Origin of the sequence: Corynebacterium falsenii, assembly GCF_020099275.1 — a bacterium.
GTDB lineage: Bacteria > Actinomycetota > Actinomycetes > Mycobacteriales > Mycobacteriaceae > Corynebacterium > Corynebacterium falsenii.
Map to the genome: position 1 here is coordinate 1,980,520 of NZ_CP083646.1, position 17,757 is coordinate 1,998,276.

The window sequence follows — 17,757 nt, forward strand, 5'->3', positions numbered from 1 at the left end:
CCACCACCCCGGCGCGTACGCTGGGATCCATGAGTGAATTTTTCCCCATCGATACGTTTAACAAGCGTCTGTCCACCGTTCGCGAGGCCGCCGCACAGGCTGGCCTCGATGGCGTGATCATCACCCCCGGTCCGGACATGGAGTACCTGATCTCATCCGCCATCCACACCCACGAGCGGTTCACCGCACTGGTTCTTACCGCCGACGCCGCACGCATCATCGTGCCCGGCGTGGATGCTGCGGATCTGAAGAAGTCCGTGGCCGGCAAGCTCGGCATGGAGATCATCGGCTGGAACGACGGCGACGACCCCTACGGCTACATCGCCGAAGGTTCCTACGCGGTGAGCGCGGCCATGACCGCCGACCACCTGCTGGAGCTGCAGTCCCGCGGAATCTCCACCGTCAACGCCACCCAGGTGCTGGCGCAGGCCTTCGTCCGCAAGGACGACGAGGAGCTGGCCGAGCTGCGCCGCGCCAGCGCAGCCATCGACGAGGTTCACCGCCAAGTCCCATCCTTGCTGCGCGCAGGTGTGACCGAAAACGATGTGGCCAAGGAACTGGAACGGCTCATCCTTGTGAAGCACGAGGTGGTCGATTTCGTCATCGTCGGCTCCGGTCCCCACGGCGCCGACCCGCACCACGACCACTCCGATCGCGTCATTGAGGAGGGCGACGTGGTGGTCGTCGATATCGGAGGCACCCTGGCCAGCGGGTACCACTCCGATTGCACGCGCACCTACGTGGTCGGCGAGCCCACGGATGAGCAGCAGAAGATCTACGACGTGCTGCAGCGCGCCCAGCAGGCAGGGCTGGACTTCGCCAAGCCCGGCGTGACGGCCGGAGACGTAGACAAGGTCGTCCGCGACATCATCACCGAGGCCGGCTACGGCGAGTACTTCATTCACCGCACGGGCCACGGTATCGGCCTGTCGTGCCACGAAGAACCATTCATCATCGCCGGCAATGACTTCGTCATTGACGAGGGCATGGCCTTCTCCATCGAGCCGGGCATCTACATCCCCGGCCAGTGGGGTGCACGCATTGAAGATATCGTGCTGGTGGCGTCGGATAAGGTAGAGCCCATCAACACAACACCCCACGAGCTTGTGCGCGTGGGGTGAAGGATCTGACAACGAGGTTTAGTGGACGTCCACGAACTTCTTGAGGATCCACTTGCGGGCCAGGAGCATCAGCGCTCCGAGGCCCACGGTGACCGCGAACATCACAATGAAGTACGTGCGCTCTTCGGAAGCGACGTTCGGATGGTAGAAGCCCGCCAAGCTGCCGGAGAGAGCCGTGCCCAAGCTGATGGACAGCAGCCACAGGGCGAACATGCGGGTGGGGAATGCCTGGGGAGCCAACAATGTGGTCATGGAGTTACCCACGGGGCTGAGCATGAGCTCGCCCATCGTGAACAGGAACAGAATCAGCACCATGACCCAGAACGGGGTGGAGTTCGCGCCGCCACCAGCAAACGGGATGAACAGCAACATGGCCACGCCGATCACGCCGAGGGCCATGGCGAACTTGGTGACGTAAGAAGGCTGCTTATCGCCCAGCTTCGTCCACAGCGCACCGAATACGGCGGCGAACAGGATGATGAACAGCGGGTTGATGGACTGCACCACGCCCGGGGGAAGCTCAACGCCGAAGACGTTACGGTCCAGGCGCTGATCGGAGTACAGGGCAATCACGGTGAACTGCTGTTGGAACAGCGACCAGAACGCCACCGACGCCACGAACATGGGGATGAAGCCGATGAGGCGGGAACGCTCTACGGCGGTGGTGAGATCGGAACGGTACATCTGAACCCACAGGATTGCAGCGACGATCACGGCGATGAGGGCGGTGATGTTGGAGAGCTGCTGGACGTGCAGCACACCCGTAGTGAATAGCAACACAAAGGCAGCAATTGCAGCGGCAGCGCCGAGGAACACGGGGAGGTACTTCTTGCGTGGCAGCGGGTTGGCAACCTCGTGGCCGGCATCCTTGATGGTCTGCTTGCGCATGGCCGTGTACTGAACCAAGCCAATGGCCATCATCACAGCAGCGGCACCGAAGCCCCAGTGAAAGCCCTTCCAACCCCACAGTGCGTTGGTGATCAGCGGGCCCACCAAGGCACCGATGTTCACGCCCATGTAGTAGATGGAAAAGCCACCGTCACGGCGGCGGTCATCGCGATCGTAGAGATCGCCCAGCACCACCTGAGAGGTGGTCTTCAGCGCGCCGGAGCCCACGGCGATGAACACCAGGCCGAAGATCACGCCAATGAAGCCAGGCAGAATGGCCAAGCTGATGTGGCCGAGCATCACCAGCACGGCGGAGTAGAACAGGGTGCGTTCAGCAGAGAGGATGCGGTCGGCGACCCAGGCGCCGGCCACGCTTGTCAGGTACACGAGACCGCCGTAGGCACCGACGATGGAAACGGCGGTGGCCTCGTTCATGCCGAGGCCGCCCTCGGTAACGGAGTAGTACAGGTAGTACACAAGGAGGGCCTGCAGGCCGTAGAAGCTGAAGCGCTCCCACATCTCCACACCGGAGAGGTTGGCTAGGCCCCAGGGGTGGCCGAAGAAGGTCTGCTCATTGTGAGTGGCGGATGCGCTGGCTGCGTGGGCGGTTGCGCTAGGGGTTGTGTCGGCGGTTGCGCCGGAGTTTGGGCCGGCGGTTGTGTCCGAGTCGGATGTGGAGGGCCCGTTAGGTGCGGGGGAATCCTCCGGATGTGATTGAGAGGTCATTGGCTAATTCCATCACATCCATTGGGCATTGGTGAAGCCAGTCACCCGTTTTTGTCGATATTGGTGAGAAATACGAGCGTTGTGGGCGCTGTGGGCGCTTCGCTGCCGAGCTGGGAAAACTCTGAGAGGTAGGTTAGACGGGATGCTTCCGAAGAAAACTCCCGATTCCCGCACCGCTGCGCCCGTGACGAAGGACGGCCAGAAGGACGGCCAGAAGGTCGCCGAGCCGCACATCGTCCCGATCAACGGTGCCGCGAGCGTGCGTGCCATGCCGATTGCGGAGTACTACGACACCGTCACCCGCCCACACCGCTTCGTGCCCGCTCGCGCGTGGCGACTGATTGGTCGGCGCCTCTACGTGGAGGTTTTCTACCGCGGGTTAATGGATCGCGGGGCTATTTTGAGTTTCTACACCCTGCTGACCGCCATCCCTACCCTGCTGGCTTTCTATTCGATTGCGTCGCTGGTGCTGGCGCAGAATCGGGACAAGGTCCGCGGCATTACTGAGGATTTCATTAACCAGAACATCCCGGGAATGTATGCCGAGGAGGCCCGGAAGATCATTGATTCAATCCTAGGGTCCACGCAGCAATCAGTGATCACGCTGGTCATCTCGGTGGCTATTGCCCTGTTTTCTTCCTCGGCGTATGTCCGGGCGTTCTCCCGCAGTGCGAATGCGTTGTATGGGCGCCAAGAGGGCCGGAGTCTCATCCGCACATGGTTGGTGATGTGGGGTTTGACCATCGCGCTGGTGGTGGGATTGGTGATTATTGCTGCGGCATTCTTCCTGCAGGCTGATTTTCTCACGCCGGTCCTCAACGCTATTTCTCAGCCGCTGCATTGGGAAGGCTTCACGTCGTTTGTATTGGATAGTCTGCTGCCGGTGTGGGCTTATCTTCGCTGGCCGGTGATTTTCGGTTTGTCGATTGTATTGATCGCGGTTCTGTTCACGATTGCCCCGAATGTGAAGTATGGGCGGATGCGCTGGCTGACAACGGGTTCGGCCTTCGCGCTCGTGGGTATCACCATCGTGGGTCTGGTGGTGCGCACGTATGTGAACAATTTCCTTCACATCGGCATGTACGGGGCGCTCGGCGGCCTCATTGGTGGGTTTTTCGGCCTAGTCATTTCCAATACAATTTTGCTTTTCGGTCTTAAACTCGACGCCGAAATGACCCGCTCCCGGGAGCTCGCCGCCGGACTGGCATCGGAAGATATCATCCAGGTTCCACCGCGGTCGTCCGTGGGCGCGGACGTCAATAATGAGATTGACGATCAGCTCCGGGAGAAGGCGCGGGCGTTCCGTCGTGGCTATTCGGCGGAGCCCGCGGGGGAATCGGGGGATTCGGAGGATTCTTCGGAATCTTTGGGTCCGAGCTCGGATACGAGCACGTCCTGAACCACCTTCATGGCCGATAGCGCTGCCGGAGCTCCGCAGTAGCCGGAGGTGTGGATGACGGCTTCGGTGATTTCCTCGCGGGTCAGGCCGTTGGCGAGGCCGCCCTTGACGTGTCCGCGTAGTTCCTCGGTGGCACGCAGGGCTACGAGCATGCCGATGTTAAGCGGCTCTTCACGTTTCGGAGTGCGTAGTTGACCGCGGGGTGGGGTTCGGGGTGGCACAACATATAGGGGTCCTGGCCGGTACAAGATGAGAGTTACGACGCTTCCATCCAACCGAACCAGGACCCTACTGTGCAGCCTACTACTGGCAACCTCGTCGCCGACACCATCTGCCGCACCGCCGAGATCGGCCTGACGATCACCGGTGCCGCCGACGCCGGAAACATCACCATCATCGACGCCACACCCGTGTCCGCGAGCAACACCTGCCCTGACTGCGCACAATCCGGGAAGCTTCGCGACCACGTCCTTCGCCGTCTCGTCGATCTGCCGGTGGTCGGGTTCCCGACCCGTCTGCACGTCCGCGTGCCCCGCTTCACCTGTACGAATGCCTCCTGTGGCAGGAAGATCTTCCAGGCCACACTGAGCTGCGCCGATGACGGAGCGAAACTCACCCACCGGGTGACCCGCTGGATCCTCCAGCGCCTCGCGGTCGACCGGATGAGCGTGTCTGCCACCGCCAAGGCACTCGGCGTGGGTTGGGAGCTGGTCAATCAGGTCGCCCTCGAGGCCTGCCGCAAGCTTGTCTACGACGACTCTCCGCATCTGGACGGGGTGCGCATCCTCGGGGTGGATGAGCACGTATGGAAACACACCCGAAAGTCAGGTCAGCCATCCAGTCTGGTGACCATCCTCGTCGACCTCACGCCCCTGGTCGACGGCCGTGGCCCTGCCCGACTGCTGGACATGCGCCCCGGCCGCAGTGCACAGGTGCTGCGCACCTGGCTGCAGGAACGCGATCCTGCTTTCCGGGAAAATGTGCAGGTGGTGACCATGGACGGCTTCACCGGTTACGCCTCAGCCGTCGATCAGATGCTCCCGGATGCCACCAAGGTCATGGACCCCTTCCACGTGGTGCATCTGGCAGCCGACAAACTCACCGGATGCCGGCAACGGCTCCAACGAGAGACCACCGGACACCGGGGCCGCAAGGACGATCCGCTGTACAAGCACCGTCGCACGCTACTGACCAGGACGGACTACCTCACCGAGCGGCAGAAGCAGCGCCTGGACATGCTGTGGGCCACCGATGACGAATACGTGGCCCTGGAGGTGACCTGGATGTTCTATCAGGACATGATTGCGGCTTACGGGCATCCGCAGAAGTCGGAGGGCAAGAAGCTCATGAGCAGGGTGATCAACAGCATTCGTAAGGGCCTACCGAAGGGGCTGGAAGAGCTCGCGCAACTGGGTCGGACATTGTGGCGTCGGCGTGAGGATGTCCTGGCGTACTTCGATATCGGGGCGTCCAACGGTCCGGTCGAGGCGATCAACGGACGGCTCGAGCATCTACGCGGGATTGCTCTGGGGTTCAGGAATCTCAACCACTACATCTTGCGGTCACTGATCCACTCCGGCCAGATACACAACCGGATCAACGCACTCTAAATCGTGAAGAGCCTGTTAAGCAGGCTGCGGTCGCGTCGGGAAAGTCCTTCGCGGGTCCACACCGATCCCCACACTGTGGCGGTGATGTGCTTCTGCAGTTCTTCCCCGTCGGATCCAGCGTTGCGCTGGAGAGCAGCGTCGACGAAGTCATTGCCCATGACCTCGCGCCGCACCTGGATGCCGGCTTCGTAGAGATCGGCCTTCGCGGCGGCCGTGTCGGTGGCTGAGTTAGCGGCCGTATCAGTGGCCGTGGCGGAGTCGGCCTTCGAGTGGGACTGCGCGTGAGTTTTGTCGTTTGGCGTATCGTTCATGCCTTCAACCCTAGCCCTGAGGGTTGAATTCATGAGCTGATTTGCGGGCTAGGAGTCTCCGGGCTGTTCTTTCTCAGGCTGGTTCTCCTTTTTGGATTTCCAGCCCAGCTTCTTAGGCTTTGTAGTTTCTACGGGTTCCGGCTCAGCCGCCTCTGCTTGCTCATCTGCGTCTGCGTCACGATTGGTCTTGCCCTCGATCTTCTCGAGCTTTTTTCTGATTCTCTTCGCGCGCATGACGTTAAAGTCGTCCTTCGCCTCGTTGATGCCATCAGCCGCAGATTCACCCCATTTGCGTGTGGTATTCAGAGCACCATCTCGTACTTCACGAAGTGCATCCGTCCAGGTTTGGCTTTCAAGCTCCTCGTGCGTTGTGTCGGCACCCAGTAAGACTTGGGTTTGAACAACTTCATCAGCTGCAGAGTTGCACTTTTCGATGAGTAGTTCAGGCTTCTTGAGCATCCTTAGCCGCTCTGTCCGCGAAACCTTGCCTGAGGCATAGATTCGTTCCAGCAGTTGAGTTGTCACCTCAGTAACCTTCTCAACTCTTTCTTTTCGCGAGCGTTGGACAGCTTCACGATGACTTTCCAGATCGTCGGAGTCCGTTTCCATCACGCGGTCAAGCTCGACGATGTAGAAAGCATCCTGTAGCCGGAACGTCTCCGACAATGCAGCCAATAGGTCGGTAAGTTCGCCCTCGACCCCGCCGATGGCAGTTAGCCTGTCGGCAACGCTTGCGTCGGCCTCAAGGGTGTCCGCCAAATTCATTAGACGGCGAAGAGCTTTGGACTGGATAAGGTAAATGGAGCTCTGCACTCCCTGAACCTGCGACCAAGTCACTTCGTTGACACGACCAGTTTCCTCGCGGAGCACCATAGCCTTATCGATGCTTGCGGTTGCACCTTCGAGCTCGGCGAACAGTGAACCCTTGAGGTCTTTGAGGACGTAATCCAATTTATCTTCAATGGATTCGAGATGTTTGGAGATGTCTCTCATCTGCTGATAGAGCGAAATTTGAGTTAGCATCCCTCCTACATTCAGCATCTGAGCAGGATTGAGGGCCAGTTTGGCTGGATCTTCAAATTGGAGGTGCTTGACAATCTGACCTTTAGGGTTTCGAACTACCCCGTACATTAACCCGTTTTGCTTGCTCAATGAGGGGCCATACTTATCGAAATCGGCTGCCGAGTCGGCAGTCAATTTCACCCACTTGCCGGAAGCAGCCGTTGCTTCGCCGAGCACGTTCATACTGAGAGATATTCCCCTAATAGCTTGGTCTAGCTTCTTTTCGGGAAATTTCTGTAAAAGATCCCCTTTCCAGCGTTCCAAAAAGGCGTCTACCTGCGACTCCTCACCAAACACCGCGATGCCATCGCCATCGCTATAAACCTGTACATCGTCGCTGCTCACGCGCATCTCCCGTCGAGAAAAATTAGCACCGAAAAAGTGATGAATCCGACTCTACAACAGGGATAAGACACCGGTGCGCTTCCTCGAAGCAACATTCGAACACCGCAGTTCAAACACCACGAAGACGAGCAAACTTGCGCAAAAGTAGACAGAGCGGTATAGTTCGTCTCGCGATCAAGAAGTTCAACCACAAGCCCCTTGGCTGGTTGGCTGGCAACCGCGTGACGAACACGGTGCCCCCAAGGGAAGATCGGCCTTCTGTTGCACAAGCCCAGAAGGAAGCTCGTTTCATCGAAAGGGTGCACCAATGAGTGACACTTACCCCATTCTCCGCGAATTCCTGCTCAATGAGTATTTCCTCAAGGACGGCGACGTCCAAGCACCGGGTACGCTATTGATCAACGAATCCCCTATCACCCGCGTCGTTCACGACATTCGAAAGATACCCCACGCGGACACCATCGCTCCCGAAGATGGCATGCCCGATTGCGCCGAGCCGAAGAGCTGGTACGCACAGTTCCGCCAGTACTGCAAGTTTCTTGAAGCGGGCCCCGTACCGGTCACAGTCGCACTGTCATCTCCCGGAATTGTGAAAATCTCCTCCCACACAGAGACTACCCTCCGAATGTCGCCTTTCGCGCCCCTACTAAGCACGCTCGTGGACATGGCAAATACGCTGGATGGCTTCAAAGTTACATCTTCACCTGGTCACAGCATCGTGACATTCTCGCTCAACGCCAAGGGAATCAATCTATTCCTTCGCCGAGTGGAGGAAAATTCCGAGCGACAAAAGAGCTAACTCCCAGCCCGCCCCCATCTTCGACCGCTAACCTCAACCCATCTCCTCTCCCCATCCCCTAGTTCACGTTAGCGAGTGTGGTTTCCACCGTGTTGAGGTTCGGTCGCACCTGGTCTGTGGCAGTCGGCATCACTTTCATTGCCATTGCCCTTCTTATTGGCATGCTCACCCGTTGGTGGTTTGTCGTGGACGGCGATAACGACGTCCTCGCCGAATTCATCGAACACCGTTCCTCGTGGGCGACCGTCATCATGAAGGCTGCCACGACACTCTTCAATCCCGTGTCGGCGATTGTCTTCTCTCTCCTTGCCGGCGCGGTCGCCTGGTGGTGGACGAAGCAGTGGAAGAACGGACTGTACATCGTCGCCGCCGTCGCGGTATCCGGCGCCATAACCCAGGTACTCAAGCGCATTTTCGAGCGCACTCGCCCGCCGCGCCTCGACCAGATCCTGGTTGAGACCGACTTCAGCTTCCCCTCCGGCCACGCCACCGCCGTCGCGGCTCTCGCGGTCAGCATCGTATTGTTCTTGAGCTACCGCGGCTACCACCGACGCCTCGAACTCCTCGTTCTCGCGATCGCTGCCCTCACCATCGCCACCGTGGCGGCGTCGCGACTATACCTCGGAGTTCACTGGTTCAGTGACATTCTCGCGGGCACGCTCATCGGCACCGGCACCGCGCTGGCTCTCATCCCGATTCTCCCAGCGTCCGCACGCTCCCATGCTGTTACCCGTCGTTCCTCTCTTTCCTCCGACGCCACCAGCCGCCCCACACCCCAGGCGTCCTAGGGAAGCAGACTCCTCTTCCTTCGGTGAATAGCGACCTCCCTATCGCCGATCACCAACTTCACATGACAACTATCCTTGACACTTTGTCAACTTCTCTTTACACTTCGGGGCATGGACGACCTCAGTAACCTCGTGAAGGCTCACCGGCGGGCAGCTGGTCTGAGCCAGGCAGCCCTTGCAGAGGCTGCTGGGGTTTCGCGCCAGACCATCGCAAACATCGAACGGGGAAGCTACGCCCCGTCGGTATATCTCGCACTTCGAATCGCCCGGACCCTCCACACTCCTGTCGATTCCCTCTTTCCCCTCGAAGGTGACAACCCATGATCCAGCGCAGCATTGACGTCACGGAACGTGCATTCGGTGACGAGTTCTACGTCCGCAAGTTCCTCGAAGCAAGCACCTACGCCTTTCATCTCAACAAGTTCCTCACCATCGGAACGTGCATCGTTCTCGCTCTCCTACTGACCAATCCCTGGTTGTCGTTTATCCCCTTCATCGCTTTCGGCGCAGCCCAGTGGACTTATGCTCACAAGTTGCGCTCTGACGTTCCCCAGGAGAAGACTCTTTCACCCTTCTCCCCCGGGTTGAGGGCTTCAAACGCTTTGTTCCTCGCTCTCTGCGTCATCTGGATCCTGATTCTCGGCATCCGCGAGCACGACGGCGCGTCCGTATGGCTTCCCGCGATTGCTGGTGCGATGGCAGCTCTACTCCTTGCGCCGTACATCAAGCGACGGCAGCACGACAAAGATGAGGCACGAATCAACCGCAAGCTGGACGACGCCTCCGGTTCTTGACCCCCTTGCTATAGCCCCAGCCATTCCGTACATTTTCCTGCACAGGAGGCTGCAATGAAAACGATGAACTACACCGAGTCACGGGCCAACCACGCCAAAGTGCTCGATGACGTGGTGAATGACCGCGAGGAAACGATCATCACCCGCGCGGGCCACGAATCGGTCGTTATCGTGTCCTTAGAAGAATACGAGTCCCTCAAAGAGACCGCCTACCTGCTTCGATCCCCGGCAATGCCCGTCGACTTTTCGACTCGATAAACAGACTCGAGGCAAACCAAGGCAGCGAGCACTCGCTCATCGAGGATTGGCATGCTCTTGGTCTGGGATGAGAACGCTTTGGGGGGGACTACCTCTGGTAGCAAGCCCAGGATCGCACAACGCTAAAACGCACTAATCAACTCATCAAAGACGTCGACCGCAATGGCAACGAGGGCATCGGGAAACCAGAACCGCTGAAACATGGCTTGTCTGGCTACTGGTCGCGACGAATTACCGATGAGCATCACCTAGTGTACAAGGCAACGGAGAGCGAGATCCGTATCGCGTCCTGCCGTTACCACTACAGATAAGCCTCCTTGGCTTATGTATCGGGATTCAATTCCTAGATCCAGTAGCGCCGCACCAGAGCACCGTCATTGTCCACGCGGTTCTCCAATACTCCGCCGCATGCCTCGATGGTCTTGAAGGATCCCACATTCTCGTCATCGCAGGTCACGAGAATCTTTCCATCCCCGGTTGCACCCGGAATATCCCCCTGCTGCCAGCGCGCGCGTACACGGCCGATTGCCTGCCGCAGGATCTCTGTGGCATGACCTTGGCGTCGAAAACGAGGAGCGACACCATACCCAATATGCCCTCCGAACCGATAGAGATAATCGTTGAGCGCAAACCTGATGCTCACCCGGCCGACGATCTCGCCATCCACCTCAGCGAGAAGAAACTCCGCGGGCACCCGCCCCTCGGGAAGATTCGTGCCGCGAGCTTCGTCCCGTAGGCGCTGCAAATACTCGCCCCATGGTTCGACGCCACCAGCCGCCCCGGCCACACGATGCCGCAAGGAAAAATCGAAGTTCTCCTTCGCGAAGACGGCGTCGAGGGCGTTTACCGTTACCTCGTCCGCTTCGGTCGGAAACCTCAGATTGATCTGGTTGATTTGGTTGATCTGGTTGACGTGATTGATCTGGTTGACCTGGTTGATTTTCTTCCTCTGCGATGCGTTCGAGTTGCTGACGTTCATGCGATCACTTTATCGGTCGGAGGGGCGCTGCTTCGCACGTTTTCAGATCACTCCGCCTCGCGTCGTCTTAAATGACCTTGCACCGCCCTGCATCCTTCGTTCGGCCCGTGCCGCGTTCCCAATGCCGTTCCGGGCCCGGACAGGATTAGGCCCACAGCTCCCCAACGGCTTGCGTAGAGAAGCAAGATATTTTTCGAAATTGTTTCCGAAACCTCTTGTTCGATGTCGCACACACCTGTACTATGGAGGGCAACAACACAACACGGGGACACCACACCACGGGAAACACCAAGCCCAGCTCGGATTTGCTGGATAAATGCCAGCTATGTCGGGTTATAGCCCAAGTGGTGCCACGGGTACAGTAGGAACTTTGTAGGGGAATCATCCAGGGGGAAGGTCACCATGACCACCACACCACACACCGATAAGTCGATCAGTGCAGACGAACACACAAACGATACCGCTAGTGACTTATCAACTCATGTTGATGTCATCGAAGCATCCATGACAGCGGTCACCGACATCCTCACCACCCCCACCGCCGAGCTGTTCCACACCCACCGCACCGACATCATCCGACTGCTGAAAACCATCAGCCACACCGACACGTTGTATGCCGCATTCGCTTACGCTGCCCATGAGGCGCAGGTCTCCCGCGCGGCAGGTACGACACGCACATCGACCTACCTCGCCAGGTTGTTGGACACTTCCGAGTACCAAGCCCGCCAGTGGATCAACCTTGGGATAAGCCTGTACAAACCACCCGAACCACCCGCAGATAAGACCACCACCACCCCTGAGGATGACGCAGCCAACAATGACGACGATGACACCGACGATGCCCAGAGTCGTGCCGACCAACTCGCCGAACGCCGCCGGGCACACGAAGCCCACCAAGCACACCTGGCCGCCCAGACACAGGCACGCAAACAAGCCCGGAAGCTTAGCGATGCGAAACTGGCGGAGATCAACCGCGAACTCGAATACCTCCACCCCAGCCTGCACCACGAGCATCACCACATCTTGTTCGACAACGCCACCGCCATGGCAACAACCACCACCGTCGACGACCTGAAACTCCACCTGCGCACCCAAGTTCGCACGTTGAATAGCAGCGTGGTGGATCCAACCGCTGACTACCGGGCACGTAAACTCCTCTGGTCACCCGCCGACACCCATGGCAATGTGCGTGTGACCGCCGTGCTACCTAGGACTGGGCATGCATTGTTGGAAACCCTGATGTCCCCGGCACGATTGGCGGCCTTCGATCGCAGTCGTGGGGTGAACATAGACGAGGATCGTAGGACCATGGCTCAACGCCGGGCGGATGTGTTCATGTCCATGTTGGAAACCTGGGCCGAGGATGCTGACGCCGCCACCGCCCCACGCACACGGGGGTTGGCCTCCCTAGTGGTGGCGATGTCCGCGAAAGACCTCACCACACTACCCACCACCAATGATGACGCCGGTGCCGGTGCCACCACCATCGGCACTACCGGCAGCAGCTCGAGCGGAGCCGTTGACTCGGCACCTTTGGCACCTCACACTGCCGAATCGCTGAATGCACCGGGTGTGTGGTTTCCCACCAACACCAACGCCCGGCTGCACCCGATCGACATTCTCCGACTGGGTTTGGCTGAACATGACCTCGGGGTGGTACTCGATCCGGATTCCGGACGCGCCCTCACTGCCGCGCGGATGAAGCGGCACGCCACGGTGGAACACAAGCTCATGCTCATTGCTGAGCAACTGTGTTGTGCCTACCCGGGGTGTAACCGGGCAGCGGTGGACTGCGATGTTCACCACATCAAAGCTTGGTCCCATGGAGGACGCACAACTATCGACAACCTGACCCTGCTGTGCCGGACGCATCACCGGATGAACCGTGATCAGCATGATGGTGGTGTGGGCATGGGCCATGCCGAGGTTGATCCGGAATCCGGACGCGTCGGCTGGCGCGAAGCCCGCCACCACCACGAGGGCTTACCGGACCTGCCCGGGGCACCACCACCAACAACCCCACCACCGACCGATCCATCACCGTCCATCGATCCCTCAGGGTCTAGCCCGCGCGCACGTCCGCGCCCGCACCCTCGGTTGAATGACACGGTGGTGGTCAATACGTCCACCACCGCCAGCCAAGCCCCCGGCGCCAAAGTGCCGGACCAAGCTTGGGGAAGTGAGGAGGTTCAAGCACTATTCGACCCACCACAACCCCCAACACGCCACAGTGATCGAGCATCATGACCAACCACCAGCACCCAGCAACCCGGCACCGGGCATCACCCCACCCCAAACCCGAACCAAGCCGATCCGAGCCGATCCGGAATCCGGACGCAGACGCCAACAATGCAAGTGAACATCGCAAGAGAGAACAGGTCGAGCGAAAGCGTCTCAAGAGAAAACGAGACAACCAGACAAAAAAGAACACGGCCCGCCTAGAAATCAGAAGTGAAATCCAGGCGCACCGTGCCATACATACCCTGTACCCCGTACGGGATTTGAACCCGTGTTACCGGCGTGAGAGGCCGACGTCCTAGGCCGCTAGACGAACGGGGCATGCCAGAAGAACAATACACGGGCACCACTATCCCGCCTAATCCGCTGTTCAGACCCTCTATTCGCACCTACCCAGCACCCCAACATTCGAGCATTTCCCCAGCACTTTGCCAGGGGGTTGTTAAGAAAGCGTTAACGCCATCAAATGATCGAGCCACGCGCTGGTTTAGTGTCCCTCATGCTTACTGACATCATCTTGATTGTGGTGACGTGCCTGGCATTTATCGTCGTCCAGGCCATCGCTAAGGCGGTGGATAACCTATGAGCTGGGAACTGATCATCGGTGCCATCCTCGGAATTCTCGCGATCATTTACTTGTTGGTCGCTCTGATTAACCCGGAGCGTTTCTCATGAGCGGCGCATGGACAGGGTGGATCCCTGTAGCAGTTGTCATCATCGCCCTCGCCGCCCTCTACCTGCCAATGGGCAAGTACATGGCCTGGGCCCTGAACAACCCGAAAGACACCCGCATCGAGAGTGGCTTCTACCGACTCATTGGCGTCAAGGCCGACGGCAAACAGCACTGGGTCAAGTACAGCGCATCCGTCATGGCCTTTTCCGCCGTGTCAGTCGTCTTCCTGTACCTCCTGCAGCGCACGCAGCAGTTCCTGCCCCTGAACCACGGCATGTCCGCCGTGGATCCCGATCAGGCCTGGAACACCGCCGTGTCCTTCACGACCAACACCAACTGGCAGTCCTACTCCGGTGAGGAAGCCATGACCCAGCTGACCCAGATGGCCGGCCTGGGCGTGCAGAACTTCGTCTCCGCCGCTGTGGGCATCTCCGTGGCCATCGCGCTCGTGCGTGGCCTCGCCAACCGCGCCGGCGACGGCGCCATCGGCAACTTCTGGGTGGACCTCACCCGCACCGTGCTGCGCATCCTGCTGCCCGTGGCAACCCTGGGTGCTATCATCCTGCTCGCTAACGGCGTGATCCAAAACTTCAACGCACCCGAGACCTTCACCACCATCACCGGTGGCCAGCAGACCATCCCCGGCGGCGCCGTCGCCTCCCAGGAGGTCATCAAGGAACTTGGAACCAACGGCGGTGGCTACTTCAACGCCAACTCCGCTCACCCCTACGAGAACCCCAACATGTGGACCAACATGCTGGAGATCTTCCTCATCCTCCTCATCCCGGTCAGCCTGACCCGCACCTTCGGAATCATGGTGAAGGACAAGCGACAGGGCTGGGCCATCCTGGCCGCCATGGCCATCCTCTTCGTGGCATCCTTCGCCGTCATCGCTTCCAGCGAGCACGCCCTCACCTTCGTTCAGGGCGGCGGCATGGAAGGCAAGGAAGTACGTTTCGGCGTGCTGCCCTCCAACTTCTTCGCCAACTCCACGACCATGACCTCCACCGGTGCTGTGGACAGCTTCCACTCCAGCTACGCCCCACTGGCCGGCGGCATGCTCATCCTCAACATGATGCTCAGTGAGATCAGCCCCGGCGGCGTGGGATCCGGCCTCTACGGCATGCTCATGATCGCGATCCTCAGCGTGTTCATCGCCGGCCTGATGGTCGGTCGCACGCCTGAGTACCTGGGCAAGCGTATCGGCGTCAAGGAAATCACCAAGGTGTGCCTGTACATCCTGGTCATGCCCACGCTGGTTCTGTTCGGCGTCGGCATCTCCACGATGCTCCCGAGCACCCTGGACTCCGTGTCCGTCAGTGGACCGCACGGCTTCAGCGACATCGTTTACGCCTTCACCAGTGCCTCCAACAACAACGGTTCCGCCTTCGCCGGATTCGGCGCTGATACGTGGTGGTTCAACATGTCCCTGGGCTTCGCGATGCTGCTCGGCCGCTTCGTGCCCATCGTCATGGTACTGGCCCTGGCCGGCGACTTCGCTAAGCAGAAGCCCGCTCCAGAGACGGCCGGCACCCTGCCCACCTACCGTCCTCAGTTCGTCGGCGTGATCGTCGGTGTGGCCATCATCATCGGTGCCCTCACCTTCCTGCCCACGCTTGTTCTTGGTCCATTCACGGAGGCCCTGTCATGACAAACACCTTCTCCCCCAGCCAGCTGGGTCAGGCTCTCCCTCTGGCAATCAAGAAGATGAACCCCAAGTCCCTCATCAACGTCCCCGTGATGTTTTTGGTGGAAGTGGGCGCGGCGTTCACCTTTATCCTGGCCATCGCTCACCCGTCGCTGTTTACGTGGTCGATCACGGTGTGGCTGTGGCTGACTGTTCTGTTCGCCACCCTCGCCGAGGCCGTCGCGGAAGGTCGCGGCAAGGCCCAGGCCGATTCCCTGCGTGCGTCTCGTACCGAGACCACGGCTGTGAAGTTCACTGGCGACGCCGCCCCGGGCAACCTGCAAAAAGCACTGGAAGGACCGGAAGGGCGCAACGGCCACACGGAAGACATCGCAGGCGATGCCCTCACCCCGGGCGATATCGTTCTGGTAACCGCGGGTGAAATCATCCCCGCCGATGGTGACGTGATCTTCGGTGCAGCCACCGTGGACGAGTCCGCCGTTACCGGCGAATCCGCCCCTGTTATCCGCGAATCCGGCGGTGACCGCAGCGCTGTCACCGGTGGTACCCGCGTGCTGTCCGATGGCGTGGCCGTGAAGGTCACCAGCCGCCCCGGCGAGTCCTTCATGGATCGCATGATCGGCCTGGTCGAAGGCGCCCAGCGCAAGAAGACGCCGAACGAGTTGGCCCTGGGCACCCTGCTGCACGTGCTGACTCTGATCTTCCTTATCGTGGTCATCGCCCTGGCCCCGATGGCGGCCTTCAACGGCGCCGAGCAGTCCCCCGTGGTGCTCGTGGCACTGCTTGTGTGTCTGATTCCGACGACCATTGGCGCGCTGCTGTCCGCCATTGGTATCGCTGGTATGGACCGCCTCGTGCAGCACAACGTGCTGGCAATGTCTGGTCGCGCGGTTGAGGCCGCCGGTGACGTCGCCACCCTTCTGCTGGACAAGACCGGTACCATCACCATCGGTGATCGCCAGGCCTCCGAGTTCGTCCCCGCTGGAAAGACCGACCCAGAGCAGCTGGCTTATGACTGCCAGCTCGCATCCCTGGCCGATGAAACCCCAGAGGGCCGCTCCATCGTGGCACTGTCTCAAAAGACGACTTCCGCCATCCCCGAGTCCGACTACGCCCAGGCAACGTTCATCCCGTTCAGCGCCCAGACCCGTATGAGTGGCATCGAGCTGCCCGACCAGGACCGCAAGGTGCTCAAGGGCGCAGCCTCCGAGGTGTGCGGCATGGTGGAGAAGGCCGGCGGCACCATCCCGGAGGGCACCAACGAGATCGTCAACGACATCTCCAACAACGGTGGCACCGCACTGGTTGTCGCCGAGGTGTGCGGCGCGAACCACAAGTCCGATCCGGAGTCGAGCCGTGTGCTGGGTGTCATCCACCTCAAGGACGTGGTCAAGCCCGGTATGACCGAGCGCTTCCAGCAGCTGCGCAAGATGGGCATCCGCACGGTGATGATCACCGGCGATAACGCCCTGACCGCGCACGCCATCGCCAAGGAAGCCGGCGTGGACGACGTGCTCGCTGAGGCCACCCCGGAGGACAAGCTGGCTCTGATCCGCAAGGAGCAGGCCAAGGGCCGCCTCGTGGCCATGACCGGTGACGGTACCAACGATGCTCCCGCACTGGCCCAGGCCGATGTGGGCGTCGCGATGAACACCGGCACCACGGCAGCGAAGGAAGCCGGCAACATGGTGGATCTGGATTCGGACCCGACGAAGCTCATCGACATCGTGGGAATCGGCAAGCAGTTGCTCATCACCCGCGGTGCCCTGACCACGTTCAGTATCGCCAACGATATCGCCAAGTACTTCGCCATCATCCCCGCCATGTTCGTGGTGGCCTTCCCTGGCCTCGACAAGCTGAACATCATGCGTCTGCACTCCCCCGAGAGCGCCATCTTGTCCGCCGTGATCTTCAACGCCCTCGTGATCATCGCACTGATCCCGCTGGCGCTGAAGGGCGTGAAGTACCGCGCTGGTTCGGCGGCCTCGCTGCTTTCTCGAAACCTGACCATCTTCGGCCTGGGCGGTGTGATCGTTCCCTTCGTGGGCATCAAGATCATCGACCTGCTGCTGTCCGGCGTGTTCGGGCTCTAGAGACACGAACAGCACAGAAAGGTTC

Annotated in this window: 15 protein-coding genes, 1 tRNA gene, 3 pseudogenes and 1 riboswitch; of the genes and pseudogenes, 13 read left to right on the forward strand and 6 right to left on the reverse strand. The window is 59.9% G+C overall.

The genetic code is table 11. The features are described from left to right. Positions 1-29: 29 nt before the first annotated feature. Positions 30-1,121 (forward strand): M24 family metallopeptidase, encoded by a 1,092-nt coding sequence (locus LA343_RS08670; RefSeq protein ID WP_025402942.1) that lies wholly within the window; start codon positions 30-32, stop codon positions 1,119-1,121. An 18-nt stretch (positions 1,122-1,139) separates the two neighbouring features. Here LA343_RS08670 and LA343_RS08675 read toward each other — a convergent pair whose 3' ends face one another. Beyond that, positions 1,140-2,735: a peptide MFS transporter gene (locus tag LA343_RS08675; RefSeq protein ID WP_052337562.1), complete on the reverse strand. Its 1,596-nt coding sequence runs from the start codon at positions 2,733-2,735 to the stop codon at positions 1,140-1,142. 142 nt (positions 2,736-2,877) lie between these two features. On the opposite strand from LA343_RS08675, the gene LA343_RS08680 reads away from it, so the two are divergent. Continuing rightward, the gene (locus LA343_RS08680) at positions 2,878-4,134 is read left to right on the forward strand and encodes a YihY/virulence factor BrkB family protein (protein WP_081737328.1); all 1,257 of its coding nucleotides are present in this window, start codon (positions 2,878-2,880) and stop codon (positions 4,132-4,134) included. Here LA343_RS08680 and LA343_RS08685 read toward each other — a convergent pair. Next, positions 4,047-4,298 (reverse strand): annotated as a pseudogene (locus tag LA343_RS08685) (carboxymuconolactone decarboxylase family protein); the annotation flags it as partial. The gene LA343_RS08680 and the pseudogene LA343_RS08685 sit on opposite strands and share 88 nt — an antisense overlap. Before the next feature lie 129 nt (positions 4,299-4,427). On the opposite strand from LA343_RS08685, the gene LA343_RS08690 reads away from it, so the two are divergent. Beyond that, positions 4,428-5,744, forward strand: a complete 1,317-nt coding sequence (locus LA343_RS08690) for an ISL3 family transposase (protein WP_025401756.1) — start codon at positions 4,428-4,430, stop codon at positions 5,742-5,744. Between the two features lie 14 nt (positions 5,745-5,758). On the opposite strand, the pseudogene LA343_RS08695 reads toward LA343_RS08690, so the two are convergent. Together LA343_RS08695 and LA343_RS08700 are read right to left on the reverse strand one after the other, a co-directional pair. Beyond that, a pseudogene (locus LA343_RS08695) lies at positions 5,759-5,902 on the reverse strand (carboxymuconolactone decarboxylase family protein); the annotation flags it as partial. A 201-nt stretch (positions 5,903-6,103) separates the two neighbouring features. Then, positions 6,104-7,462 carry a hypothetical protein gene (locus LA343_RS08700; RefSeq protein WP_025402946.1) on the reverse strand — a complete coding sequence of 453 codons (1,359 nt, stop codon included), beginning with the start codon at positions 7,460-7,462 and terminating at the stop codon, positions 6,104-6,106. Between the two features lie 172 nt (positions 7,463-7,634). Next, a riboswitch (SAM riboswitch) is annotated at positions 7,635-7,752 on the forward strand. A 17-nt stretch (positions 7,753-7,769) separates the two neighbouring features. On the opposite strand from LA343_RS08700, the gene LA343_RS08705 reads away from it, so the two are divergent. The 6 genes and pseudogenes from LA343_RS08705 to LA343_RS08730 all read left to right on the forward strand — a co-directional run bounded on the left by LA343_RS08705 (position 7,770) and on the right by LA343_RS08730 (position 10,412). Beyond that, positions 7,770-8,261, forward strand: coding sequence for a hypothetical protein (locus LA343_RS08705; protein ID WP_025402947.1), 492 nt, complete (start codon positions 7,770-7,772; stop codon positions 8,259-8,261). Positions 8,262-8,338: 77 nt separating this feature from the next. Continuing rightward, a complete protein-coding gene (locus LA343_RS08710; RefSeq protein ID WP_025402948.1) occupies positions 8,339-9,049 on the forward strand; it encodes a phosphatase PAP2 family protein in 711 nt (236 codons plus the stop codon). 111 nt (positions 9,050-9,160) lie between these two features. Next, positions 9,161-9,373 (forward strand): helix-turn-helix transcriptional regulator, encoded by a 213-nt coding sequence (locus LA343_RS08715; protein ID WP_025402949.1) that lies wholly within the window; start codon positions 9,161-9,163, stop codon positions 9,371-9,373. After that, on the forward strand, positions 9,370-9,843 hold the full coding sequence (locus tag LA343_RS08720) for a hypothetical protein (protein WP_025402950.1): 474 nt from the start codon (positions 9,370-9,372) through the stop codon (positions 9,841-9,843). Before LA343_RS08715 ends, LA343_RS08720 begins: the two co-directional genes overlap by 4 nt. Before the next feature lie 54 nt (positions 9,844-9,897). Continuing rightward, positions 9,898-10,101: a type II toxin-antitoxin system Phd/YefM family antitoxin gene (locus LA343_RS08725; protein ID WP_263436683.1), complete on the forward strand. Its 204-nt coding sequence runs from the start codon at positions 9,898-9,900 to the stop codon at positions 10,099-10,101. 51 nt (positions 10,102-10,152) lie between these two features. Then, positions 10,153-10,412 (forward strand): annotated as a pseudogene (locus LA343_RS08730) (Txe/YoeB family addiction module toxin). A 32-nt stretch (positions 10,413-10,444) separates the two neighbouring features. On the opposite strand, the gene LA343_RS08735 reads toward LA343_RS08730, so the two are convergent. Further along, positions 10,445-11,080, reverse strand: a complete 636-nt coding sequence (locus LA343_RS08735) for a GNAT family N-acetyltransferase (protein ID WP_025402951.1) — start codon at positions 11,078-11,080, stop codon at positions 10,445-10,447. A 402-nt stretch (positions 11,081-11,482) separates the two neighbouring features. On the opposite strand from LA343_RS08735, the gene LA343_RS08740 reads away from it, so the two are divergent. Then, a complete protein-coding gene (locus LA343_RS08740) occupies positions 11,483-13,327 on the forward strand; it encodes an HNH endonuclease signature motif containing protein (protein ID WP_025402952.1) in 1,845 nt (614 codons plus the stop codon). Positions 13,328-13,566: 239 nt separating this feature from the next. Here the strand turns inward: LA343_RS08740 and LA343_RS08745 are convergent. Further along, positions 13,567-13,639 (reverse strand) — tRNA-Glu (locus LA343_RS08745). Positions 13,640-13,900: 261 nt separating this feature from the next. Here LA343_RS08745 and kdpF point away from each other — a divergent pair. Genes kdpF through kdpB form a run of 3 tightly spaced genes read left to right on the forward strand, consistent with a single transcriptional unit; the run spans position 13,901 to position 17,732 of the window. After that, positions 13,901-13,993, forward strand: coding sequence for a K(+)-transporting ATPase subunit F (gene kdpF, locus LA343_RS11865; protein ID WP_025402953.1), 93 nt, complete (start codon positions 13,901-13,903; stop codon positions 13,991-13,993). Next, positions 13,990-15,642, forward strand: coding sequence for a potassium-transporting ATPase subunit KdpA (gene kdpA / locus LA343_RS08755; protein ID WP_025402954.1), 1,653 nt, complete (start codon positions 13,990-13,992; stop codon positions 15,640-15,642). The genes kdpF and kdpA overlap by 4 nt, the downstream gene beginning before the upstream one ends. Then, positions 15,639-17,732, forward strand: coding sequence for a potassium-transporting ATPase subunit KdpB (gene kdpB / locus LA343_RS08760; RefSeq protein WP_025402955.1), 2,094 nt, complete (start codon positions 15,639-15,641; stop codon positions 17,730-17,732). The genes kdpA and kdpB overlap by 4 nt, the downstream gene beginning before the upstream one ends. The last annotated feature ends 25 nt before the right edge of the window (positions 17,733-17,757 follow it).

What these genes read in the sequence shown, in the direction of transcription:
- LA343_RS08670 (WP_025402942.1), top strand. Translation starts at nt 30, where the DNA reads ATGAGTGAATTTTTCCCCATCGATACGTTTAACAAGCGTCTGTCCACC.
- LA343_RS08675 (WP_052337562.1), bottom strand. Translation starts at nt 2,735, where the DNA reads ATGACCTCTCAATCACATCCGGAGGATTCCCCCGCACCTAACGGGCCC.
- LA343_RS08680 (WP_081737328.1), top strand. Translation starts at nt 2,878, where the DNA reads ATGCTTCCGAAGAAAACTCCCGATTCCCGCACCGCTGCGCCCGTGACG.
- LA343_RS08705 (WP_025402947.1), top strand. Translation starts at nt 7,770, where the DNA reads ATGAGTGACACTTACCCCATTCTCCGCGAATTCCTGCTCAATGAGTAT.
- LA343_RS08715 (WP_025402949.1), top strand. Translation starts at nt 9,161, where the DNA reads ATGGACGACCTCAGTAACCTCGTGAAGGCTCACCGGCGGGCAGCTGGT.
- LA343_RS08720 (WP_025402950.1), top strand. Translation starts at nt 9,370, where the DNA reads ATGATCCAGCGCAGCATTGACGTCACGGAACGTGCATTCGGTGACGAG.
- LA343_RS08725 (WP_263436683.1), top strand. Translation starts at nt 9,898, where the DNA reads ATGAAAACGATGAACTACACCGAGTCACGGGCCAACCACGCCAAAGTG.
- LA343_RS08735 (WP_025402951.1), bottom strand. Translation starts at nt 11,080, where the DNA reads ATGAACGTCAGCAACTCGAACGCATCGCAGAGGAAGAAAATCAACCAG.
- LA343_RS08740 (WP_025402952.1), top strand. Translation starts at nt 11,483, where the DNA reads ATGACCACCACACCACACACCGATAAGTCGATCAGTGCAGACGAACAC.
- kdpF (WP_025402953.1), top strand. Translation starts at nt 13,901, where the DNA reads ATGAGCTGGGAACTGATCATCGGTGCCATCCTCGGAATTCTCGCGATC.
- kdpA (WP_025402954.1), top strand. Translation starts at nt 13,990, where the DNA reads ATGAGCGGCGCATGGACAGGGTGGATCCCTGTAGCAGTTGTCATCATC.
- kdpB (WP_025402955.1), top strand. Translation starts at nt 15,639, where the DNA reads ATGACAAACACCTTCTCCCCCAGCCAGCTGGGTCAGGCTCTCCCTCTG.